This is a genomic window from Paraburkholderia atlantica (genome assembly GCF_000092885.1).
Classification (GTDB): Bacteria; Pseudomonadota; Gammaproteobacteria; order Burkholderiales; family Burkholderiaceae; genus Paraburkholderia; species Paraburkholderia atlantica.
On record NC_014120.1, the window covers coordinates 439,714 to 457,379 of the forward strand.

General features: G+C 61.8%; 19 protein-coding genes. 5 read left to right on the forward strand and 14 right to left on the reverse strand.

From position 1 onward, the window contains the following. The first annotated feature begins 381 nt into the window (after positions 1–381). From BC1002_RS35275 to BC1002_RS35290, 4 genes are read left to right on the forward strand one after another with little or no spacing between them, the layout of a single operon-like run. Positions 382–1,005, forward strand: coding sequence for a hypothetical protein (locus BC1002_RS35275; protein ID WP_013094720.1), 624 nt, complete (start codon positions 382–384; stop codon positions 1,003–1,005). Positions 1,006–1,061: 56 nt separating this feature from the next. Next, positions 1,062–1,940, forward strand: coding sequence for a hypothetical protein (locus BC1002_RS37420; protein ID WP_238538106.1), 879 nt, complete (start codon positions 1,062–1,064; stop codon positions 1,938–1,940). Positions 1,941–1,950: 10 nt separating this feature from the next. Next, positions 1,951–2,343: a bactofilin family protein gene (locus BC1002_RS35285; protein WP_013094722.1), complete on the forward strand. Its 393-nt coding sequence runs from the start codon at positions 1,951–1,953 to the stop codon at positions 2,341–2,343. A 56-nt stretch (positions 2,344–2,399) separates the two neighbouring features. After that, positions 2,400–2,909 (forward strand): hypothetical protein, encoded by a 510-nt coding sequence (locus tag BC1002_RS35290; RefSeq protein WP_013094723.1) that lies wholly within the window; start codon positions 2,400–2,402, stop codon positions 2,907–2,909. Between the two features lie 87 nt (positions 2,910–2,996). On the opposite strand, the gene BC1002_RS35295 is transcribed toward BC1002_RS35290, so the two are convergent. The 3 genes from BC1002_RS35295 to BC1002_RS35305 are packed head-to-tail and all read right to left on the reverse strand — an operon-like array spanning position 2,997 to position 6,288. Then, positions 2,997–3,662, reverse strand: coding sequence for a hypothetical protein (locus tag BC1002_RS35295; protein ID WP_013094724.1), 666 nt, complete (start codon positions 3,660–3,662; stop codon positions 2,997–2,999). A gap of 18 nt (positions 3,663–3,680) precedes the next feature. After that, positions 3,681–5,387 (reverse strand): ATP-dependent helicase, encoded by a 1,707-nt coding sequence (locus BC1002_RS35300; RefSeq protein ID WP_013094725.1) that lies wholly within the window; start codon positions 5,385–5,387, stop codon positions 3,681–3,683. Between the two features lie 13 nt (positions 5,388–5,400). Further along, positions 5,401–6,288: a hypothetical protein gene (locus BC1002_RS35305; RefSeq protein WP_013094726.1), complete on the reverse strand. Its 888-nt coding sequence runs from the start codon at positions 6,286–6,288 to the stop codon at positions 5,401–5,403. Between the two features lie 304 nt (positions 6,289–6,592). Here BC1002_RS35305 and BC1002_RS35310 point away from each other — a divergent pair, with 304 nt between their 5' ends. Further along, complete coding sequence (locus tag BC1002_RS35310; protein ID WP_013094727.1) at positions 6,593–6,994, forward strand: hypothetical protein; 402 nt, start codon at positions 6,593–6,595, stop codon at positions 6,992–6,994. An 84-nt stretch (positions 6,995–7,078) separates the two neighbouring features. Here BC1002_RS35310 and BC1002_RS35315 read toward each other — a convergent pair whose 3' ends face one another. Genes BC1002_RS35315 through BC1002_RS35365 form a run of 11 tightly spaced genes read right to left on the reverse strand, consistent with a single transcriptional unit; the run spans position 7,079 to position 17,629 of the window. Beyond that, positions 7,079–7,684, reverse strand: coding sequence for an IncC plasmid conjugative DNA transfer DtrJ family protein (locus tag BC1002_RS35315; RefSeq protein WP_013094728.1), 606 nt, complete (start codon positions 7,682–7,684; stop codon positions 7,079–7,081). Beyond that, positions 7,674–7,889 (reverse strand): hypothetical protein, encoded by a 216-nt coding sequence (locus BC1002_RS35320; RefSeq protein WP_157874897.1) that lies wholly within the window; start codon positions 7,887–7,889, stop codon positions 7,674–7,676. Before BC1002_RS35320 ends, BC1002_RS35315 begins: the two co-directional genes overlap by 11 nt. A 22-nt stretch (positions 7,890–7,911) precedes the next feature. Then, positions 7,912–8,430 (reverse strand): hypothetical protein, encoded by a 519-nt coding sequence (locus BC1002_RS35325; RefSeq protein ID WP_013094730.1) that lies wholly within the window; start codon positions 8,428–8,430, stop codon positions 7,912–7,914. A 10-nt stretch (positions 8,431–8,440) separates the two neighbouring features. After that, positions 8,441–10,312 (reverse strand): conjugative transfer system coupling protein TraD, encoded by a 1,872-nt coding sequence (traD, locus tag BC1002_RS35330; RefSeq protein ID WP_013094731.1) that lies wholly within the window; start codon positions 10,310–10,312, stop codon positions 8,441–8,443. Beyond that, positions 10,309–11,601: a TraI domain-containing protein gene (locus tag BC1002_RS35335; protein WP_013094732.1), complete on the reverse strand. Its 1,293-nt coding sequence runs from the start codon at positions 11,599–11,601 to the stop codon at positions 10,309–10,311. The genes traD and BC1002_RS35335 overlap by 4 nt, the downstream gene beginning before the upstream one ends. After that, a complete protein-coding gene (locus tag BC1002_RS35340) occupies positions 11,598–12,638 on the reverse strand; it encodes a type IV secretion system protein (RefSeq protein WP_238538107.1) in 1,041 nt (346 codons plus the stop codon). The genes BC1002_RS35335 and BC1002_RS35340 overlap by 4 nt, the downstream gene beginning before the upstream one ends. Before the next feature lie 17 nt (positions 12,639–12,655). Next, entirely contained in the window at positions 12,656–13,390 is a 735-nt protein-coding gene (locus BC1002_RS35345; protein ID WP_013094734.1) for a TrbJ/VirB5 family protein, read from the reverse strand. 10 nt (positions 13,391–13,400) lie between these two features. After that, on the reverse strand, positions 13,401–15,863 hold the full coding sequence (locus tag BC1002_RS35350) for a VirB4 family type IV secretion system protein (protein ID WP_013094735.1): 2,463 nt from the start codon (positions 15,861–15,863) through the stop codon (positions 13,401–13,403). Then, complete coding sequence (locus BC1002_RS35355) at positions 15,857–16,120, reverse strand: hypothetical protein (RefSeq protein WP_013094736.1); 264 nt, start codon at positions 16,118–16,120, stop codon at positions 15,857–15,859. Before BC1002_RS35355 ends, BC1002_RS35350 begins: the two co-directional genes overlap by 7 nt. 51 nt (positions 16,121–16,171) lie before the next feature. Continuing rightward, the gene (locus BC1002_RS35360; RefSeq protein WP_013094737.1) at positions 16,172–16,564 is read right to left on the reverse strand and encodes a hypothetical protein; all 393 of its coding nucleotides are present in this window, start codon (positions 16,562–16,564) and stop codon (positions 16,172–16,174) included. 18 nt (positions 16,565–16,582) lie between these two features. Continuing rightward, the gene (locus tag BC1002_RS35365; protein WP_013094738.1) at positions 16,583–17,629 is read right to left on the reverse strand and encodes a TadA family conjugal transfer-associated ATPase; all 1,047 of its coding nucleotides are present in this window, start codon (positions 17,627–17,629) and stop codon (positions 16,583–16,585) included. Between the last annotated feature and the right edge of the window lie 37 nt (positions 17,630–17,666).

Below are 17,666 nucleotides of genomic sequence, written 5' to 3' on the forward strand. Positions count from 1 at the left end.
TTCTACCCAGACGGGCTCTGGAGAGAGAACACCCGAATGATCCGGGTCCGAACGATGTCGCGGCGCAAATGACTGCGACCGGCGACGAGTTTTATGACTGAATGAATGGGGAGCGCGGGCTAGGCGCTCATCAGCAGAAGATTCCACACCAGTTGCCGGCTGGTCGGAGCATGCGCGAGGGCACGACTTGGACAGAAGATGGACTCCGGGCTAGCCGGGTCAGTGTCGATGCGTCAGGGACGCGAGAAGTAGAGTCAGTATTGCGCAAAACCCTGCCTCAAATCCCCCGAAAGATCACGAAAACGGCATAGCTTTTGCCTGAATTCGTCAGAGGACTCGCGTTGACAATGGACGGTGAGAGAGACCACATCCGAATAGACCATGGCCGCAGTCCTTGAACTTTCCCCCGAGCCCGACCGGCAGCCGGAAGGCAACACCGGTCGTCCAGCGCTCAGTGTTGCCACACCTGCTTCCGAGGCACCCCCGTCAGCATCCGGTAGCGGCCTGAAGCCCATCGAACGCCTGACGAGCGACGGCCGCATTGAGCGGATCAATCCGGAGACCGATGCGAAAACGGTGCTTCGGTACAGCTCGCAGTTCGCCCGCAACTACATCAGGTCCGACTACAACTTCTGCGCGTCGAAGATTGCCGTCGCGCGCGGAGGCAAGGTCAAGGCTCTGGAGAAGGCGTTGCGCGACACCTCGAACTGGCTCGGCAAGACCGATGAATGGCTGGCCCGCCACGAAGCGCGCCGGCTCGAAATGCCGCACGAACTGATCGAACTGACTGTCACGCGTCCGCTCGCTGGTCTGCTGGTGCGATGCCTGACGCAGTATGACCGGATCTTTGTGCGATCCACCGAGCGGATGATCGAGCGAAAGATCACGGACCAGGATCGCGCAAACATTCTCGCGAATGCGGAGCGCCGGCTCAAACACATCGTTCAGGTGTGCATGCCCGACAACGACCAGTACGACTTCGACGGCCAGCGCCGCGAAAGCTGACTGCTTCGACCTCTCACGCCTACTTCAGATCGCGGCCCACTTGACTTCGTGGCCGCATGGGTACGCTCGACCTGTCACCCTGTGAGGAACATATGGATCTACGGCAAATTCAGGCACTGCACGCCCAGTATTCGGGGCAACCCGTCGTCATCGACATCACCCGCCACACCGCCGCGATGCCGGCGCTACCGGCACCCGAAGGCGGCAAATCGCTACGCTCGCACGGTGCCGCACTAACCGCGGCGCTGCGCACGGCAAGACGCCCTGCCCTGATCGCAGTGGCCGTTGCCGCGCTTGCTGGTCTGGGGGGGATGAGCGCAGCGCGCGTGTGGCACGCGACGCGCGAGAATTTTCACCCGGCACCGAGCTCTGTGGCTCCCGCATCTGCTCAGCTTCCCACCGCCTCGCGATCGGTGGATGATGGCACGTTGCCGATCAATGCGGCGCCCGCGAAGCCGCTGACCGCGAGTGACTTCGAAGTGCAGAAGGCGACCGGACCGTCCGGCCTCGCGAGCGTCGACGCGCGTTCGTTCGCGACGCCGGTCGCGGCCCCAGGGATGGCGCCTCGCACCTCAACCGAATCCACCAATCCGGAACAGCGCGCAGCGGCCTCTGCGATCCATGCGCACCGCGCGGCAGCCCCTTTACAGACAGTCCAGCCAGCGGCCGCAGCGCAGGTTGCGGCGCCGATGCCCGCACCTACAGCGACGCAGAGCGCTTCCACGCCGGCTCCCACAACTGCAACACCGACCACAACGGCGGCGGCCGTCCCGGCAGAGCAGTCGCATGCATCAGCTAAGTCAGCCTTACGCCCTTTGCATCACATTACGCGTCATCCGTCGGCGGCGAACGATGAGCCCGCCGCGCCATCGACCACAACGCCTGCATCGTCGAAAGTGCCCGCCGCGAAATCCGGCGACGTTCAACTGTTCTAGGAGCCACCCCATGAAATCAACAGGTCCCAATGTCACCCTGCTTTGTGCAGGCCTGTCCGTGCACGGCAGCGTGATTCTCGATCACGGCCTGAGCCTTTTCGGCATCGTCGATGGCGACGTGGTTTCCAACACCGGCCTCCTGCATGTCGGTCAGGGCGGCATGGTCAAGGGGCAGGTTCAGGGGGAGCACGTCCGGATTGACGGCACGGTCGAGGGCGACGTGCACGCCCGCGGCATTCTCGAGATTAACGGCCGCGTCAAAGGCAACGTGTTCTATTACGGCACCATCCGGCTCGGCCAGCATGCATCGCTCGAAGGACAGATCAGGCGCAAGAGCGATCTGACCATCGAAAACGCGGCGAGCAACGTCCAGCAGCTCTCGCGGACTGCGGCGGCGGTCTGACCAGTAATCATCCAAAGCAGAATCGACCACCCACTAATTCACAGGGAGCATCCACCTTGAACAGCATTTCGAAGACCCTCGGCGCAATCGCGATTTGCGCTTCTGCCATCGCGAACGCATCGGCCGCGTCGCCGGCGCAACAGGTCGACGTCTCGTTCTATAAGGACGGTCACCTGGTTTCGGCCGGGACCTCGATCATCGCCCACGAGTTCGGGCAAAATCCTTTCGTGTATTCAAGCGGTACCCACGTCGGATTCGGGACATGCCATGTGGAAGGCGCAACGATGCGCCTGCAGAGCGAAAGCCGTTTCGTCGGCCTCTCTCTGGTGGTGAAGCCCGTCGATGTTGACGCGAACAGGGTGCGCCTGTCGGTCACGGCACAGGATACGGAATTCGTCGGTAAGCGCGACGTCGGAACGGCTGACTGCCATTCTGAAGTTGTAGACGTGAAGGGCCTCGAAGCCACCAACGTCACGCTCGACGTGGCTGATGGCCAGAGCGTGGACGTGCCGCTCGGCGACGCCCATTATCGCCTTGTGCTGAAGCTTCACCACGCGGACCTGTAATTACCGGGCCACGATAGAACAAAGGGCGCTCCCGTCACGGAAGCGCCCTATTTTTTGCATGTGCGCCGGACCACGTCCGCGTCCACGTCATAGCGGTGCAGGAGCCCTATGGAAAAGCGCACGATAGCCCGGCAGGTTGATGAGCAACCGCTTCCGGTCAACCGCCAGGCCGCGTGCCTCAAACCAGGTCGCGAGCCAGTCGATGGCTCTTTCGAGTGCGTGCTCGTTCGCCTCAGAGGCGAAGCGAAGTGCGTGGTGATCCAGCAACGCGGCATACTGCGCCGAATTGGCCAGAAAGAAGAACGGCGACGCGACACGGGCACGCTGCCACGCCAACGCGAACAGTTCCGCAATCTCGCTGGCCTCCAGGAACGGAACCTGATCCATCTCCCTGATGTCCGTCGCCATCGCCAGATTCATCGGCGACACGAACTGCCGGTCGGGTCGCGCGCCAACCTTTGCGAACACTGGCCTGTTCTCCGCGTGCCAGGATTCCAGCGCGTCCGTTCCGACCCAGACTCGTGAGCGCAGGTTCTCGTTCAGCCATGTACGGCATTGCGGCTGGCTCACGAGCGAAAAACCTGCGACGGCGAGCGGCGCCCAGTCATCGCGTCCGACGGCGAGGTAGGAGAAGTCGCCGTCGTTGTACGAGTAGCAGAGGGCATCGAGACTTGCCCTGTCGAACTCAAAGGCCGATGCCCGGTGTCGATGCGGCGCAACCGCTGGCACGATGTGGAGCAGTCGATCGAGCATGGAAACTCCAGATATTGATCAGCGTGCTTCCGATTCGATGACGAATCGCGACACGGGATTTTTCCTGATCGTGGCGATGACAAGACTGTCACGCGCGCGCGTCATCGCGACGTAGAACAGACGTCGCTCCTCCGATTCGGTGCTTTTCTCGTCCGGTACGACACCCTCTTCGGCGCGCGTGATCCAGACGTGGTCCCACTCCAGCCCTTTCGAACTGTGCATCGTGGTCAGCACGAGCGCGCCGTCTGCGGGCTTGTTGTTGTCCCGTTTGAGATATTCGATCCGCTCGGCGAACGTGCCGTTCAGCCGCGACAGCACATCATAGGTGCCCTGGATTGCGCGAATCGCCGGATCGGCCTTCGCATAGGTCATCATCAGTTCCAGCACGCCATCGAGCGCGAGCGAATAGAACTGGCGCTCACACATCAGTTGCCATTCGCCCAGGCGCTTCATGAACGCGCGGTAGGCAGTGGCCGTGTCCTCAGGCAGACCTAGCGCGATCAGATCCTTTTTCTGACGTTGTACAAGCGCCGAGCCCATGTCGCGGTGCAGTGAGCCCAGATGGGCAGAATTCATCCCCATGTAGCCCAGGACCGCATCAAGCCCGTTCTGCTTGCGGCCTTCGACGATTTCGAGCAGGTTGCACATGAGCGCCCCCTGTGGCCGGTTCAGTACCGAGCTGCCGGAGGCGCGGAAATAGGGAACGCCGTGCGAGCGGCAAACCGCCTCGATCGGATCAAGGATACGGTTCGTGCGTGCAAGAATGGCGCACGACTTGCCAGACGCGAGCAGCGGTTGCAGCAATTCGACCGCGGCAACGGCGTCTGCATATTCGTCGTCGGAGCGCTTCGTCGCAACCGAGCCGCCGGCGCCGCGTTCAGCCTGCAGCACCTTTGGAATGCGATCGGCGTTATTGCGGATGACCCGGTCGGCGGCCGAGAGGATTTCGCTGCGGCACCGGTAATTGCTGCCCAAGACGACCCGTTGCGCATTGAAGGACGCGGCGAAGCTCTCCATCCCGCGAAAGCCAAGCGCGGCACGGAAGCCATAGATGCTCTGGTCATCATCGCCCACGACGGTCACCTGTGCGCCCGCCTTCGCATGAAGCTCGACCCACCGGTACTGCAACGGGTCCGTGTCCTGAAACTCGTCAACGAGCAGATCCGTGAAGCGATACGGTGTGATATCGCCCGCCTCCATGCCTGCAACCGCGAGGCGCAGCATGTCCTGGAAGTCGATCTTGCCGTTGCGCTCAAGCGCTGCCTGATAGGCCTCATAGAGTTGCGCATCGGCGGTGCCCGCTTCGACGCGACCAAAGTTGGTCTTGATCCGCTCGATCACGGGCACGACTTCTTCTGGCTTCCATTCGAGGCCGAGTTCGGCGATGACACGGGCAATCAGGCCCATGCGATCGCCATCGGATGCAATGTCCCGCCGTTTTCCGCCGGGCTGGCCCAACTGCCGGAACGCCAGCGAGTGGAAGGTGCCGGCGATGAGCCGATTCTTTGCCTGGGCGCCCGAGAGCGCCAGGATGCGATCGCGCAGTTCCACCGCAGCGTCCTTGCTGAACGTGACGGCACCGACGATCGCGCCAGGCTGCGTCAGGAGGAGCGCGGCCTTGGCGGCAATCGTCTTCGTCTTGCCCGCGCCCGGACACGCGATCGCGACGCAGTGCCGGCGGTGCTCGGCAACCTCGCGCTGCTGGGGATTCAGGCCGTCAAGCATGATTGCGTCGCGCCTAGCGGCCGCGCACCGTCGTCATCAGGCGCAGGTGGGTCATGTACCCACGCACGCCAACCGGATGGAATTTGCGTAGAAAGCGCGCCGTTTCCTCGTCGACGTCCGACTGGTCGCGAATGCCGTTCCAGACGAGAAAGTCGAAGTTGTCCATCACCTTGTCGAACTTCATCAGCAGCGACAGCAGACGCATCGAGAAACGCGAATACGCCTCGACCTCGATGGCGAGCGACGGCTTCGTCACCGTCGGCGCGAACACGATGTCGCCCTGGTCGCGCAGTTTCTGCTCGGTCTTCTCGCGGAAGTCCTTGGCCACGCCAAGCTGTTCATCGACATACGCTTCGAGTTCGGCAACCTGCTTCTCGAGCCAGGAAGTGACCGTGCCCTGATCCTCAGCGCCAAACGTCGAGCGGCCAAAGCGCTGCATGTTGATGCTCATGCGGTTCAGGTACGGCCACCACTGTTCGAACAGCGGCTTCAGGCGGGTGTGATTCAGCCGCACTGTCGCGGTCACTACTGCCGCGCCGGAAAGCTGGCGCGCCATCAGTTCACGGCCGATTTCCCGGCGGCGTCGCACGATCGCTGCGCGCTCGGCCGGAGACAGCTCGCGGAACAGCTTGCGCGCACGGGCGACCTGCTCACGCTTTTCCTCGGCTTCGGACTCGCTGATCATCCCTTCCTTCTGAAGGGTGTTTGCCGCGTCTTCCATCTGTTGCAGCTCGAGTTCGACCTCGCCGCCGTCCGCGCCATCCGTCGTCGCATTCTGGTCTGCCGCCGATGCACTTGCGACATCAGCACCGGTAGCCGGGCCGTCCGCTGCTGCGGGAATGTCGGTCGCCGACGGCTGGCTCAGGGCTTCGGTATTCGTCTCTTCGGAGATGGTGCTCATGTAGGGTGTCCTTTGGAAAGGTGCACGCGCACGCGCGCGGCATGTCCCTATTGTTGCGAGCCTCATGCCGCCCGGGCCGTCAAAACATGTGTGATTTGAAGCATCTTTCCGACCAGTTGATGATCGTACCCGGGCAGAGTGCCACTCACCCGTCCATGCTCGCAGCCGCGAGCCCATCAATACCGCTGGTCTCGGGAACCGGCTGCGAGCGCCTGAAGTCGCCAGCGATTTCAACGTCAATCCACCGTCGAGTAAACTATGACGTGTTTTGACCTGGGGAATTTGAGGACGGGGAAAGAGCGAGATGATGAAAAGAACAGTCGTTAGTTTGTGCCTGCTTTTCAGTGCCGGCGCCGCCCATGCTGAGAACTGGGTTCAGCAGATCGACAGGCCTCATCGCGTCTACATTGATTTCGATTCAATACGTCATGAGGACGGGCTCACAAGCTTCCTGGAGAAGGAAACCTTTCCTAACCCGGTCAACACCCGGCTACCGCCTACATATCAGCAACAGGTCTTCTTCAGTCAGGCGGTCTCTCAACAGATCGTGAATTGCGAGCGTCTGACAGTCATTCGCACGGAAACGACGTTGCTCGATGAATCGGGCGAGGTGGTAGCCAGACAGCGGTTTGACGGGGCTAGCTGGGGTCGGGTCAAGGAACCGTGGCTGTATGGGGCACTGAAAAATCTCTGCCCCTCCAGATGAAACGGACAATCAGGGTGCCGTCAGCCGGCTGACGGCCTTAACCTGAAAAGATGCGGTCTTCCATATAGCTTTCGGGCTAGCCGATCACTGGTAGGACGACGCCGCGTGCCACAGAAGCGCACCGAGCACCGCGGCGATAGCGATCCAGCACGGCGCGAGCACCGGAATCGGGGCGACGAGGACCGCAAAGGCAACACCGAACACCAGCAGGATGCCGTGGCCTGCCAGGTGAAACGACAGTGGACTGGCGAAGCCCGCCGCTGATGCCTTGATCTTGCGACGCATCGCGCCGTCGAAGAATGCCGCGACGCAGAAGATCAGCGTGCCGAAAATCCAGAGCTTCATGACGCTCGCGCGGTACACGACCCGATACAGCTCGCGCCAGAAGTTGTGGACCCAGGTGTGGGCGAACTCGGACACTCCCCCATCGCCAATATCGCCGCCTCCCGTCGCGTCGATGGTTGCGCGGACCAGACCCGTTTGCACGAACCACGCCTTGAACCGTTCGTTGGTCTTCTCGACCACTTCGTCGGCCCTCTCCACACCGAGGATTGCTGCGACCGATTCCGCTTCCTCGGCCGGCACCGAGAACAGCGACGGCTCAGGAATGGCCGGCATGATGAACACGGCAAGCAACGGCACGAAGAAGAACCACCACTTGACGTGGGAGACGAAGCGGCTACTGGCCATGGATGTGCACCCACCCGATCAGGAATGACCCGATCCGCACCAGAAGATAGACCGGAAAGCCAACGAGCCCCGCGAGGCCAAGATAGAAATGCACCGGCCGCCGCGCCACAAAGAGCGCCAGTGCGAAAGCCATCGCGTTCGGACCGCGCGAGAACTCGGCCGGTCGCCCGCCTTCGATCTCGTCGATCGCGCTGGCCGTCGACATCGCACGGCGCACGACGTCCGGTTCAACCCTCGATAGCTTCGCTATCAGAAAAGGCGTGAGCGACATCGTAGTCCTCGAAATAGAGTCGGAAGTTTTCGCCCGTCAGCGCGCGCGCGGCCAGCTGGAAGGCGGCCGAGCGCTGCGTGACCGATTCGGGGCAACGCTCGTCGAACATGCCGGTTTCAAGCTTGCCATAGCGTGCCTCGAACGTGGTCACCGGTTCGAACATCGGCGGCCAGACGTGATAGCGATCGCCGTCGATCGCCACGTAGCGGCGCGCATACAGCAGGTGCGCGCGGGAAAATAACCCCTGCATGAATGCGATGTGCGGGTCGCCCGTCTTGCGGGTGCGCTTGTAGGCGGCGAGCCCGCAGTCCAGCATCTCCTTGACGAGCGGCTCACTCTCGCCCATGAACTTCTCCCCGATGAAATCGGCCACGCGGGCGCAGGCGAGTTCAAGTTCCGGCGCCACCGTAAAGACGGGGATCAGACGGGAGGACAGCTTGTGTTCGCGGATGATTTTTTTGAATACGGCAGACATGCGTAGGTTTTCAGCCTTGAAGGATGGGAATACGGCCCTGATAGACGGCGGCACCCGAAATGCGCATGAAGTATTGCAGGTTGGGCAGGCCGTGAATCAGGCGGGTTGGGATCAGCGGAACCTTCTCCAGTTGAAGCGAACGTGAAACGGACCCGGTAAATTCACCGATATGCGCTTCGCTGCCCGTGCTCGTACTGCCTGTGAGCGTCAGGTTGCGAATCGCGGTCTCCCCGACCTTGTCGGAAAACCACTGCGCGGTATCGCTGTCTTCCAATCTTAGGATGATCTGGTTGTTCAGATTGCCCAAAACCTGCAGCATTTTGGCGGCGTTTCCGAGCCGCGCTTCCAGATCCGCTCGCGCCTGGAATGCGACGAACGCCTTGAAGCCAGCGCCGCGTCCCTTGTTGAGAATCTGGATCACCTGTTCGTTGATCGCTTCTGCAATCTCGTCGATGATCAGCACCACTTCGGGCGGCGAATCGTAGAAGTTGTAGATCGAGCCGCACACGGCAGCCACATCGGACAGGATCATCGACGCTATCGCTTTCTGCACAATGTTGTTCGACAGCGAATCGAGACCCATGTACAGGACGGCCTTCTGCTTGATGACCTTGTCGATATCCCAGATCTCACGCTCGTCGTCGAAGTCATCCGCCTTGGGCGCGAGCATCAGGCCCGTCTCACCCGTTGCCAGCATCTGCAGCAGCGGCAGCGCCGAGGCGATGATGCGCATGTAGTGCTCACGGTCGTGCACGTGCGTGGCAATCAGCCCGTCGATCGCTTCGTTGCCTCGCTCCTGTGACGCAAACTGCGCGTTGTAAAGCCCGATCATCCCGTCGACGAGCGAGGCGGCATTGTTGCGCTGACCCTGCCGCGTCGTTTCCGTGGCGACCTGTTGCTCCCAGTCGGTGAGCCCCTGTTCAACGAAGAAGCGCTTCAGCGCCTTTTCGAGCAGCGACGTGATGCCCGACTGCGCATACTTGAGGATCGAGCGCAGGGTCGGCTTGTCGCCGATGTAGAGCTCGCCCTTCACGGCGCGGTCGATGAACAGGAACGCGAAGTCCCGGAACGGCCCCTCCTCCATCAGCTGGGCGATCCGGCTCGGGATTTCCGACGGCTGCGACCAGTTTTCGATCGGGTTCAGCCGGATCGACTCGGACGGCTTGGCCTGGTTGAAATACAGGAACTTGCGGCCTGCGCGCTGGCATTCCTTCTCGACGCGCCGCTTCCACTCCGCGTCGTTTTTCGGGTCAACGATGATGAGCACGTCGCCGAGGTGAATGACCTGGGTGGAGATCACCTCATAGGTGCGGGTCTTGCCTGCGCCCGTCGTGCCGCCGACCAGGGTGTGACCACCCATCGCCTTGTAGTGAAACGGCACCAGCGCCTTTTTCGGCTCCATGCCGTGAATCCACGACGAACCCTGCGGCATTCGATCGCGGATGCTGTCTTTCGGCGCGAACATGCCCTCGATGGCTTCTTCAATCCTGCGGCCCGTCTTCGTCCTGTTGAGCCAGCGCGGCAGACCGGGAATATCGGTCGTCGGCATGCGCAGGATGTCATGTGCGATCTGGCAATGCTTCTGCGTCCACTCGTAGCCGATGCCGAGATACATCGAGTTCGCTTCGGCGCGCATCCGCTTCTGGATCTGAAGGAGCTTTGGCACCTCGAGCGTCGTTAGCCATTTGGTCGAGATAGCCATGCGGAAAGTCAGTGCGCTCCAGATCTGCTGGGAACGCAGCGCCAGAAACGCAAGTGCGACCAGTGCGAACGCCCAACCGTAGGGCATGCCCGAGATGGGCAACAGCACGATCGCCGCCAGCCAGAACACCGCTGCGCGAACTTCGTAGATTGGCCTGAAATGGTTGATGTAGCTGGTCACGCTGGGCTCGCGAGTATGAGTTGTCCCGCGCGCGGCGCGAGGGTGACTTCGGTTGGCGCATCGGCGACCATCAGGCTGCGCTTGCGCATGTGTTCAACAAGGGTGCTGGCGGCGATGCCGTAGCTCCCAATCAGCCGCTTGGGCACGACCAGCCCCTTTTCGGTCCACTGCACTGCCGCCTTGCCACTGGCGACGTCTTCACTGAGTGCCTGAAAAAATTCGCGCACGGAGCCGGGGACGCCTTTGAGAACCTCGTCGAAGGTCGACGCGTTCGACGGCTTCGGTTGACTCGCCGTCGTTGCTAATGGGCGCATGGCGGTCGGATCGACCGCGGCGGACACTGGTGCCGGCGACGGCACAGTCGGGGTATCCGCAGGCGTGGCGGGCAGAATCTCGCCCGTCGACGGTTCGACGGTCATGCCTGCCGGTGTCACAACAGCCGCCGCCTGCGTTGCTGTTGGAACTGGAGGAGCCGACGTTGGAGGCGGATTGTGTGGTGCTGCCGCGCTCGCACCTGGTACCGGTGCTCCCGGCGATGACACTGGCTCGAGCTCTGCGGCGACGTGGACAGCCGACGGCACGGCGAACTGGACCGGCGCGAACACGCCACGCTGCGCCTTGCGGTCAAACTCGTCGGCCGTGCTCACGCCCTGGCGGACGACCTTGTGCAGCAGCGATTCGGCCTCGATCGGCCGCATGTTCGGATTGATCGCGCCAAAGAGTTCGGCGAGCACCTCGGCGTCGAGACCGGCGAGCAGCCCGGAGCCCACCAGCAGCTGAGCCAGCATGCCGGTACGCATCCGCTCGACCGGCAGCGGGGTGTCGCGCCGGGTGAGGCGATATGGCGATCCGGCCAGCCACGGGCCGAACTGACCGTGAACCGGTGGATTCCACAGCGCACGGTCGCTGTCCCGCTCGATGGCGAAATGGCGGTACGGTTCGTCAAGCCGCGAGCACACGGCGGCCAGAAACACCGCATGGTTGTACTGCGGCTCGATGCGGCGGCGCTTTTCTGAAGGCAGATTGGTGCCGAACTTCTGGCCGCCAGCCAGCCGCATGGCGTAGAACGCGGTCTCAATCGTGGCGCGGAAGGCGCCGCCCGGTTCGCGGTACAGATCCGGGCTCAGTGGCAACGACGAGAACCACGACGCGCAGGCGCGCAGCACGGCGAGCCACTTGCGCTCCAGCTCGCTCTGGCTGGCTTCGTTCGCACACTGCGCAATCAGGTCCACGCGACGCTGATACTCGCCGATCAGCGCGTCCTCGGTCATAGGCGTATGCGCGGTCATAGCAGCGGCTTCGCGAGTTTGGCCAGCGCCCCGCCGGTAGCTCCGGTGCCGCCCCCGAACATTCCGGCGATCTTTGGAATCTCGAACGACACCAGGAACACGAAAAACGCAAGGTCGAAGACGTAGCCGGCAGAGAGTGACGTGGTCAACCCCGCCGTGGTCGCAAGCTGGACCGCATTGACCAGACTGCCCGTGACGAGTTTCATCATGATGGCGGCCACGACCATATACATGCCCGCGGTGATCATGAAGTCGAGCCACGACTTGAAGTAGCTGCGCGTAAACGATGAGAATCCGAGCGCAAAGGCGATCTGGCCCATCACCGCGCCGCACGCGAACTGCAACTGCCCCACGTTGATGTAGAACACGAAGACGACGGCCGTGATCGACAGGACGAGCCACGCAAGAAGGAGCGGAATGACGCCGATCAGCACCGAGATGTACTCGGTCCATGCGGCACCCTTGAAAGCCTTGATGACCGAGTCGAAAAGCTGGCTGGCGGCATTGCCGATGATGCTGACCGAACTGCCCATGTTCGTGCCACCGGCAATCTCTGACGACAGTGTCTGGAACCACTTGTAGAACGATGGCACCCAGGTCGCGTACCCGATGTAGAACGATGCAAAAATGCCGAGCATCCCGAGTTCCTCGAACAGCGCGACCCACGCCATGACGGGGTCTTTCGTCGCGGCGAAGCGGATCGCGGCCAGCACGATCGTGATGACCGCAAGGCCACTGGCGAACTTGTCCGATTCCTGGCTGATGCTCTGGCTTGCATCAGCGGCGGCACTGACCACCGCCGCAAACATCGCGTTGAGCTTCGCCATCGCATTCGCATTGGCCTGCCCAAGTTCTCCCGGCTTGACCAGCGAGGCAGCCGTGGCGCCCGAGCTCGACGGACTGGGTGTATTGGACGCGGGCACCACGGTGCCGTCCGGCAGGGTCGTAGGTTCGTCTGCAAGCGCAAACCCTGGACACGCGAACACACACAGCGGCACCAGCACCGTCAAAAAAAGCCGGTTAAGATAGCGAAGCATGTTCAGCCCTGCCCGCATCAGAAGCCATAGGACGCGCGTTCTGCGTCCTGTTGATCCAGGAAGCTTTTCGCGGCCGCGGAGCGGTTCCGGTCATCCTCGTTGGCAATCGACTGTTTCTGCGCATCCTGCTGCTGCTTGCCAGCCGTCATCTGCAGCAGATCACTCATCTGGCTCGACACAATGTCCAGGTAATGCGTCGTCATCTCAGCGGTTGCCTGTTGCGTCGGCGTGAGCGACATCTGCGACTGCAGTTCCTGGCGGCGCTTCGCCAGCGTCTGGGCGTGCACCATGACATCATTGCCTGTCTGGAACAGACGCGTGGCCTCGTTATCACGCTGGTTGTAGAGCGTTGCCATGTCGGAGAACCACTGCGAATTCGACTTGCCCGAGCGGGAAATCAGTGTCTGGACGTGGTTGATCCACTGACTGCCCTCGTTGAGATCACCGTACATGTCAGTCAGGGTGCTTTTAAGCTGCGTGTACTTGCTGATGTCGCCCGTGATCTGGTCATATTGCGCCTTCATGGCAGACGGGTCGAGGTTCGTCGCCTGCAGCAGCTGGTTTGCCATCATCTGGTACTGGTAGACGATGTTGCTGTCCTGATAGATCTCGGTCTTCACGGCCTTCGCCGCAGTGATGATGTTCTGCGCGAGGTTAGACGCGTCAATGACGGGCAGCACGGCGTGGGCAGCGTGCGACATACCGAGCATCAGGCCTGCGGCGAGCGTCAGGCGGCCAAGGATCATTTTCATCGTGGGGTTCCTAGTCGAGAGTCAGCATTTCGCGCACGTAGGCCTCGCGCCAGTCCGGTGCGCCGGACGTGTAGTGCCTGTCGAGCACCGCCTGCGCGCGGCCGTCCGAGCGGAGCACCGCGAGCGTTTCCTTCGGGAAGCTCGCCTGCAGCATGCGGGTCTGGTCCGGCGTCACCCACAGGTAATCGCGGTTCGGCACGGCGTTGGCCAGCATGTCGATCTGGTGTTCCGTCAGCCCGAACAGGTCGCGATACAGATGCAGGTTGTTCTTCGCATCCTTATTGGGCAGATAGAAAATGTTCGGAATGTTTTCCTTGAGAATTTCGAAGTTCGGAATCCGCGCCACCTGGGAAAGCGACTGCGTCGCGAGCAATAGCGTCGCATTCAGCTTCCGGATCGTGACCGCCCAGATCTCCAGCCGCTGATAGAAGCGCGGATACTGGAAGAAGAAGCCGGCCTCCTCAACTTCGATGACCGTATAGCGCTTGCCATCGAGCCACTGCGCGATACGGTAGAACGCGTAATCCATGAACAGCGCCGCGGCCACCGGATAGTTCTGGAACAGATCGCCCATTTCGATCGAGATGTCGTCGGACAGCGAGAAGGCGTCGTCGATGTGGTCGAAAAACCGGCCGTTCTTTTCGCCCTGGGTCCAGACGGCGAGCCGCTCGCGCAGCTCGATCGGCAGAAGCGCGTTCAGGTTGGACAATGTCCAGAGGTCGCGCGGGTAGCCCGTTCCCAGGACGGTGACCTTCTCAAAGATCGTGCGCTGCTGTTGCGGCGAGCATCTGAAGTCATCGTCCTCGATCGCCATCTGCACCCACTCGGCGACGTACGGGAAGTGCTTCGGATCGTGCAGCAGCGAGAGCGGATTGACCGACGTTCCGGCCTCAAAGCGCCCCGTCGCGTCGACGAAACGGCCGCCCGCGAGAAGGGTCGGGATGCGGGTCGAGCGGTCCTTGTCGAACCGGATTCGCCGCGCCTTGTGGCGCCCGGTCTGGGAGACCAGGAAATTCAGGAAGATCGACTTGCCCGCGCCAATCGGGCCAATCACGAGCGCGTGCGACTTGCCGCCCGGATGGTGCAGACTCACGCGCTGCAGCGTCTTGTGACGCGTCGGCAGCATCGTGAGCGGCCCGGTCTTCTCACCGGACTGCTGCGTGAGCCACGCATTGACCGTGTCGCCCTCCGATACGCTGCGCACCGGGGCGATATCGGACACGGCCGGCGTTTCGACAAACTGCAATCGCCTCTGCTGGTCCCACCGGCCCGGCAGTGTCGTCTGCCAGGCGGCAAACAGATTGTCCCGCTCGAGGATCACGCCAAAGCCTGCGTTGCCGATGCGGCCGATCACTTCGCGCGTGGCGTCGTCGCATTCCTCGACGGTATCGCCATAGACGATCACCGAAACGTTCGCAAAGCCATACTGCTGCCCGTCCGCAACGAGCTTCGCCAGCGCCTTTTCCGCTTCATCAGCGAGACGCTCGCGGCCTTCGTCGTTTTTCTGCTCCTCCTTCGAGAAATAGGCCTTGAGGATTGACCAGGGGTTGAACGCTGCGACCTTGTAAAACTTGCGGATTTTCTCGATGTACGCGCTCGCCTTCGTTGTGTCCAGAAAGCGGAACATCACGCACACATCCAGTTCGGCGTCGACTTCGGCGAGCACGTCCAGTGCGGCTTCCTGAAAGCCCATCCACTCCTTGACCGCGATGATCTTCGCGTACCGTTTGCCGTGCGCCGATTCGAACATCAGCGTGTCGGCACCGATCGTGACTTCGCTCTCGGTCAGGTGCGTATCGAGCATCGTGACGGGATACCGCACGCGCCGCGGCGGCACCGACGGGTTGGCCGCCTGATGGAGGAACGCGAGCGCGTTCTGCAACTGCAGCCGCTTCATCCTCAGGCGCGTGACACCGCCCTTGAACGCATCGATCACGCCTTCGAACCGCTTGATGTCAGACGTGAGCCGCTCAATGTCGAAGGCGAAGGCACTGCGCGCAAGCACCGAGTCCTTGATCGTCTCGAAGATCGCGAGCGGCATCGATTTGCCGCCCACCGTCATGTGATACGCGACCTTCTCGAAGATCTTGTTGACGCCGGTCTCGGGCGTGAAGGCGAGTGCGAGCGAATGCGTGTTGCGGAAATACCGGCCGCTCGCGACATGAGCGCGGTTGATTTCGTCGACACGCGCGTCCATCGAGGAATCGAATGTCCCACCGATGTCTCCCTTGACGCGGCGGTGCGAGAGCTTCCACCACGCCGTGATCCGGTGGTCGAAATTCTTGCAGGCATGATCCAGGTTGTCGCGCGCGGCCGAAATATCGGAGGCGTTCGGGCTGTCCGCGTCCACGCCTTCAAACGTATAGACGGTCAGCAGCGACCCGTCCTTGTCGAGGATCAGTTCGGGCGTGACCATCGTCGCCCACGGGGCGATTTCCTGGATCGAGCGGCGCTTCAGGCTCTTCTTCAGCATGGCAGGTCCTGATCAAATCCATAGGGACGTTTGAATCGGGCCGAAAACTTCGCAGTCGGCAGGGGCTCATACACGTCCGCGTAACGGTTGTAGACGAGCATGACCTGTTTCCACCACGGATCTTTCGCGCTTTTCCAGCGCAACAGCCAGTGAACAGCGATGCCAACGACGAGAAAGGTCGGCGTCATGCTCGTGTAGCAGAGCAGCATGGTCATCGTGCCGTTGGCGATCGCGAGACCGCGATCTGCCCCGCCCATCTGGCGAGGCAGCGAAAGCGAACGGCTCACGCGTGTGGGCTTACGCACGGCTCACGCGCATGTGTAGTTGATGTGGAGATGGTTCTTTACGATCGGGATCGCACACGCCGCAAGGCCGAGACCGACGAAGACCGTCGAAATGATCTTGCCGATGGTGCTTTCCGAATTGCCGATCGCGACCGCGCCGACGATGATCAGCACGATGCCGATGCCGTAAAGCCACGGGCCACTAATGTAGGACGAGATCAGACAGATGACGTCCGTCGCGGAGCCGAGGTCGGTCAGGTCGACGGCCGAGGCGAACGGCGCGAATGCGGCGAGCGAAGCAGCAACGACGGTCGAACGCAGCTCACGACGGGTGAGGAAGCGCGTCCAGATAAGGCGGCTCAACGCTCGCGTGCGCTCGCGCGTGGTAGCGAGAAACTCAGACAGATACTTCTTCATTCAATGCACTCCGATTGGTTAGAAAACGCGGTTGAGAACGTAGTCGCCGTCCCTGAAACCCTTGATTTCGAGGATTTCGGAAACGTGACGCAGCTCGCCTGTGCGGCGAAGATGAATGACGTAGTGGAAGCAGTCGGCCACCGCCTTACGCATATCTGCCAGTTCCCACCGGCTGCCAGGCGGCACGCCGAGCATCGCGAGACTTTCGAGGCGGCTAAGGCCGCCACGCGCGTCGTTGGCGTGGATCGAGCCCATACCACCGTCGTGACCGGTACTCAGCGCCTGGATGAAGTCATAGGCCTCGCCGCTTCGCACTTCGCCGACGATGATGCGGTCGGGCCGGAAGCGCAGACACAGGGCGACGAGCAGCTGGGTCGTGACACCCTTGTCGGGGTTCGACAGAAGCCGTACGCGATTCGGCGCGGTCAGCTTCAGTTCCATCGTGTCTTCGACCGTGATGACGCGTTCGTCCTCAGGGATCTGCGCATTGAGCGCGTTGAGCAGCGTGGTTTTGCCCGACGACGTGCCGCCGGCGACGAGGACATTGCGGCGTGCCCGAACCATCGCGCTCAGGGCCTCGCGCAAGGCATCGTCCTGGATGCCCGGAGGGAAGAGATCGAGTTCCTTTTCCTTGCGGGCGTTCACGAGCGAGAATGCACCCATGTCCACGTAGTCGTGCAGCGAGAGATGCTTGTCGCGATGCTTGCGTATCGAAAGCGCGTTGCCGTCGATCGCGGTGGGCCGCATCACCGATGCGATACGCAGGTTCTTGTGTCCTGCGTTGATGATCCCCTGCGCGGTGCCAGCGACCGCCGACTTGTCGACCGATGCCGCCAGCGCGCTGATCGCGCCGTCAAGCACCGCTTCGTTAAGCGTGAGGTCAAGGCGCTCCATCCTGCCGCGGCGCTCGATCCAGATGTTGCTGAAATCGTTGATCATGATTTCGGCAACGTCGGGCGCGTCAAGGCACTCGCGCAATGGACGCAGCGACTCGAAAAACATACGTACCGCGCTCTCCTCGAGCGGGCGCAGTTTGAGCAGAGAATTGTCGGTAGCCTCGGACATGCTGCTATTGTTCCGTCCGGCCAGAACCTGAAGCAGA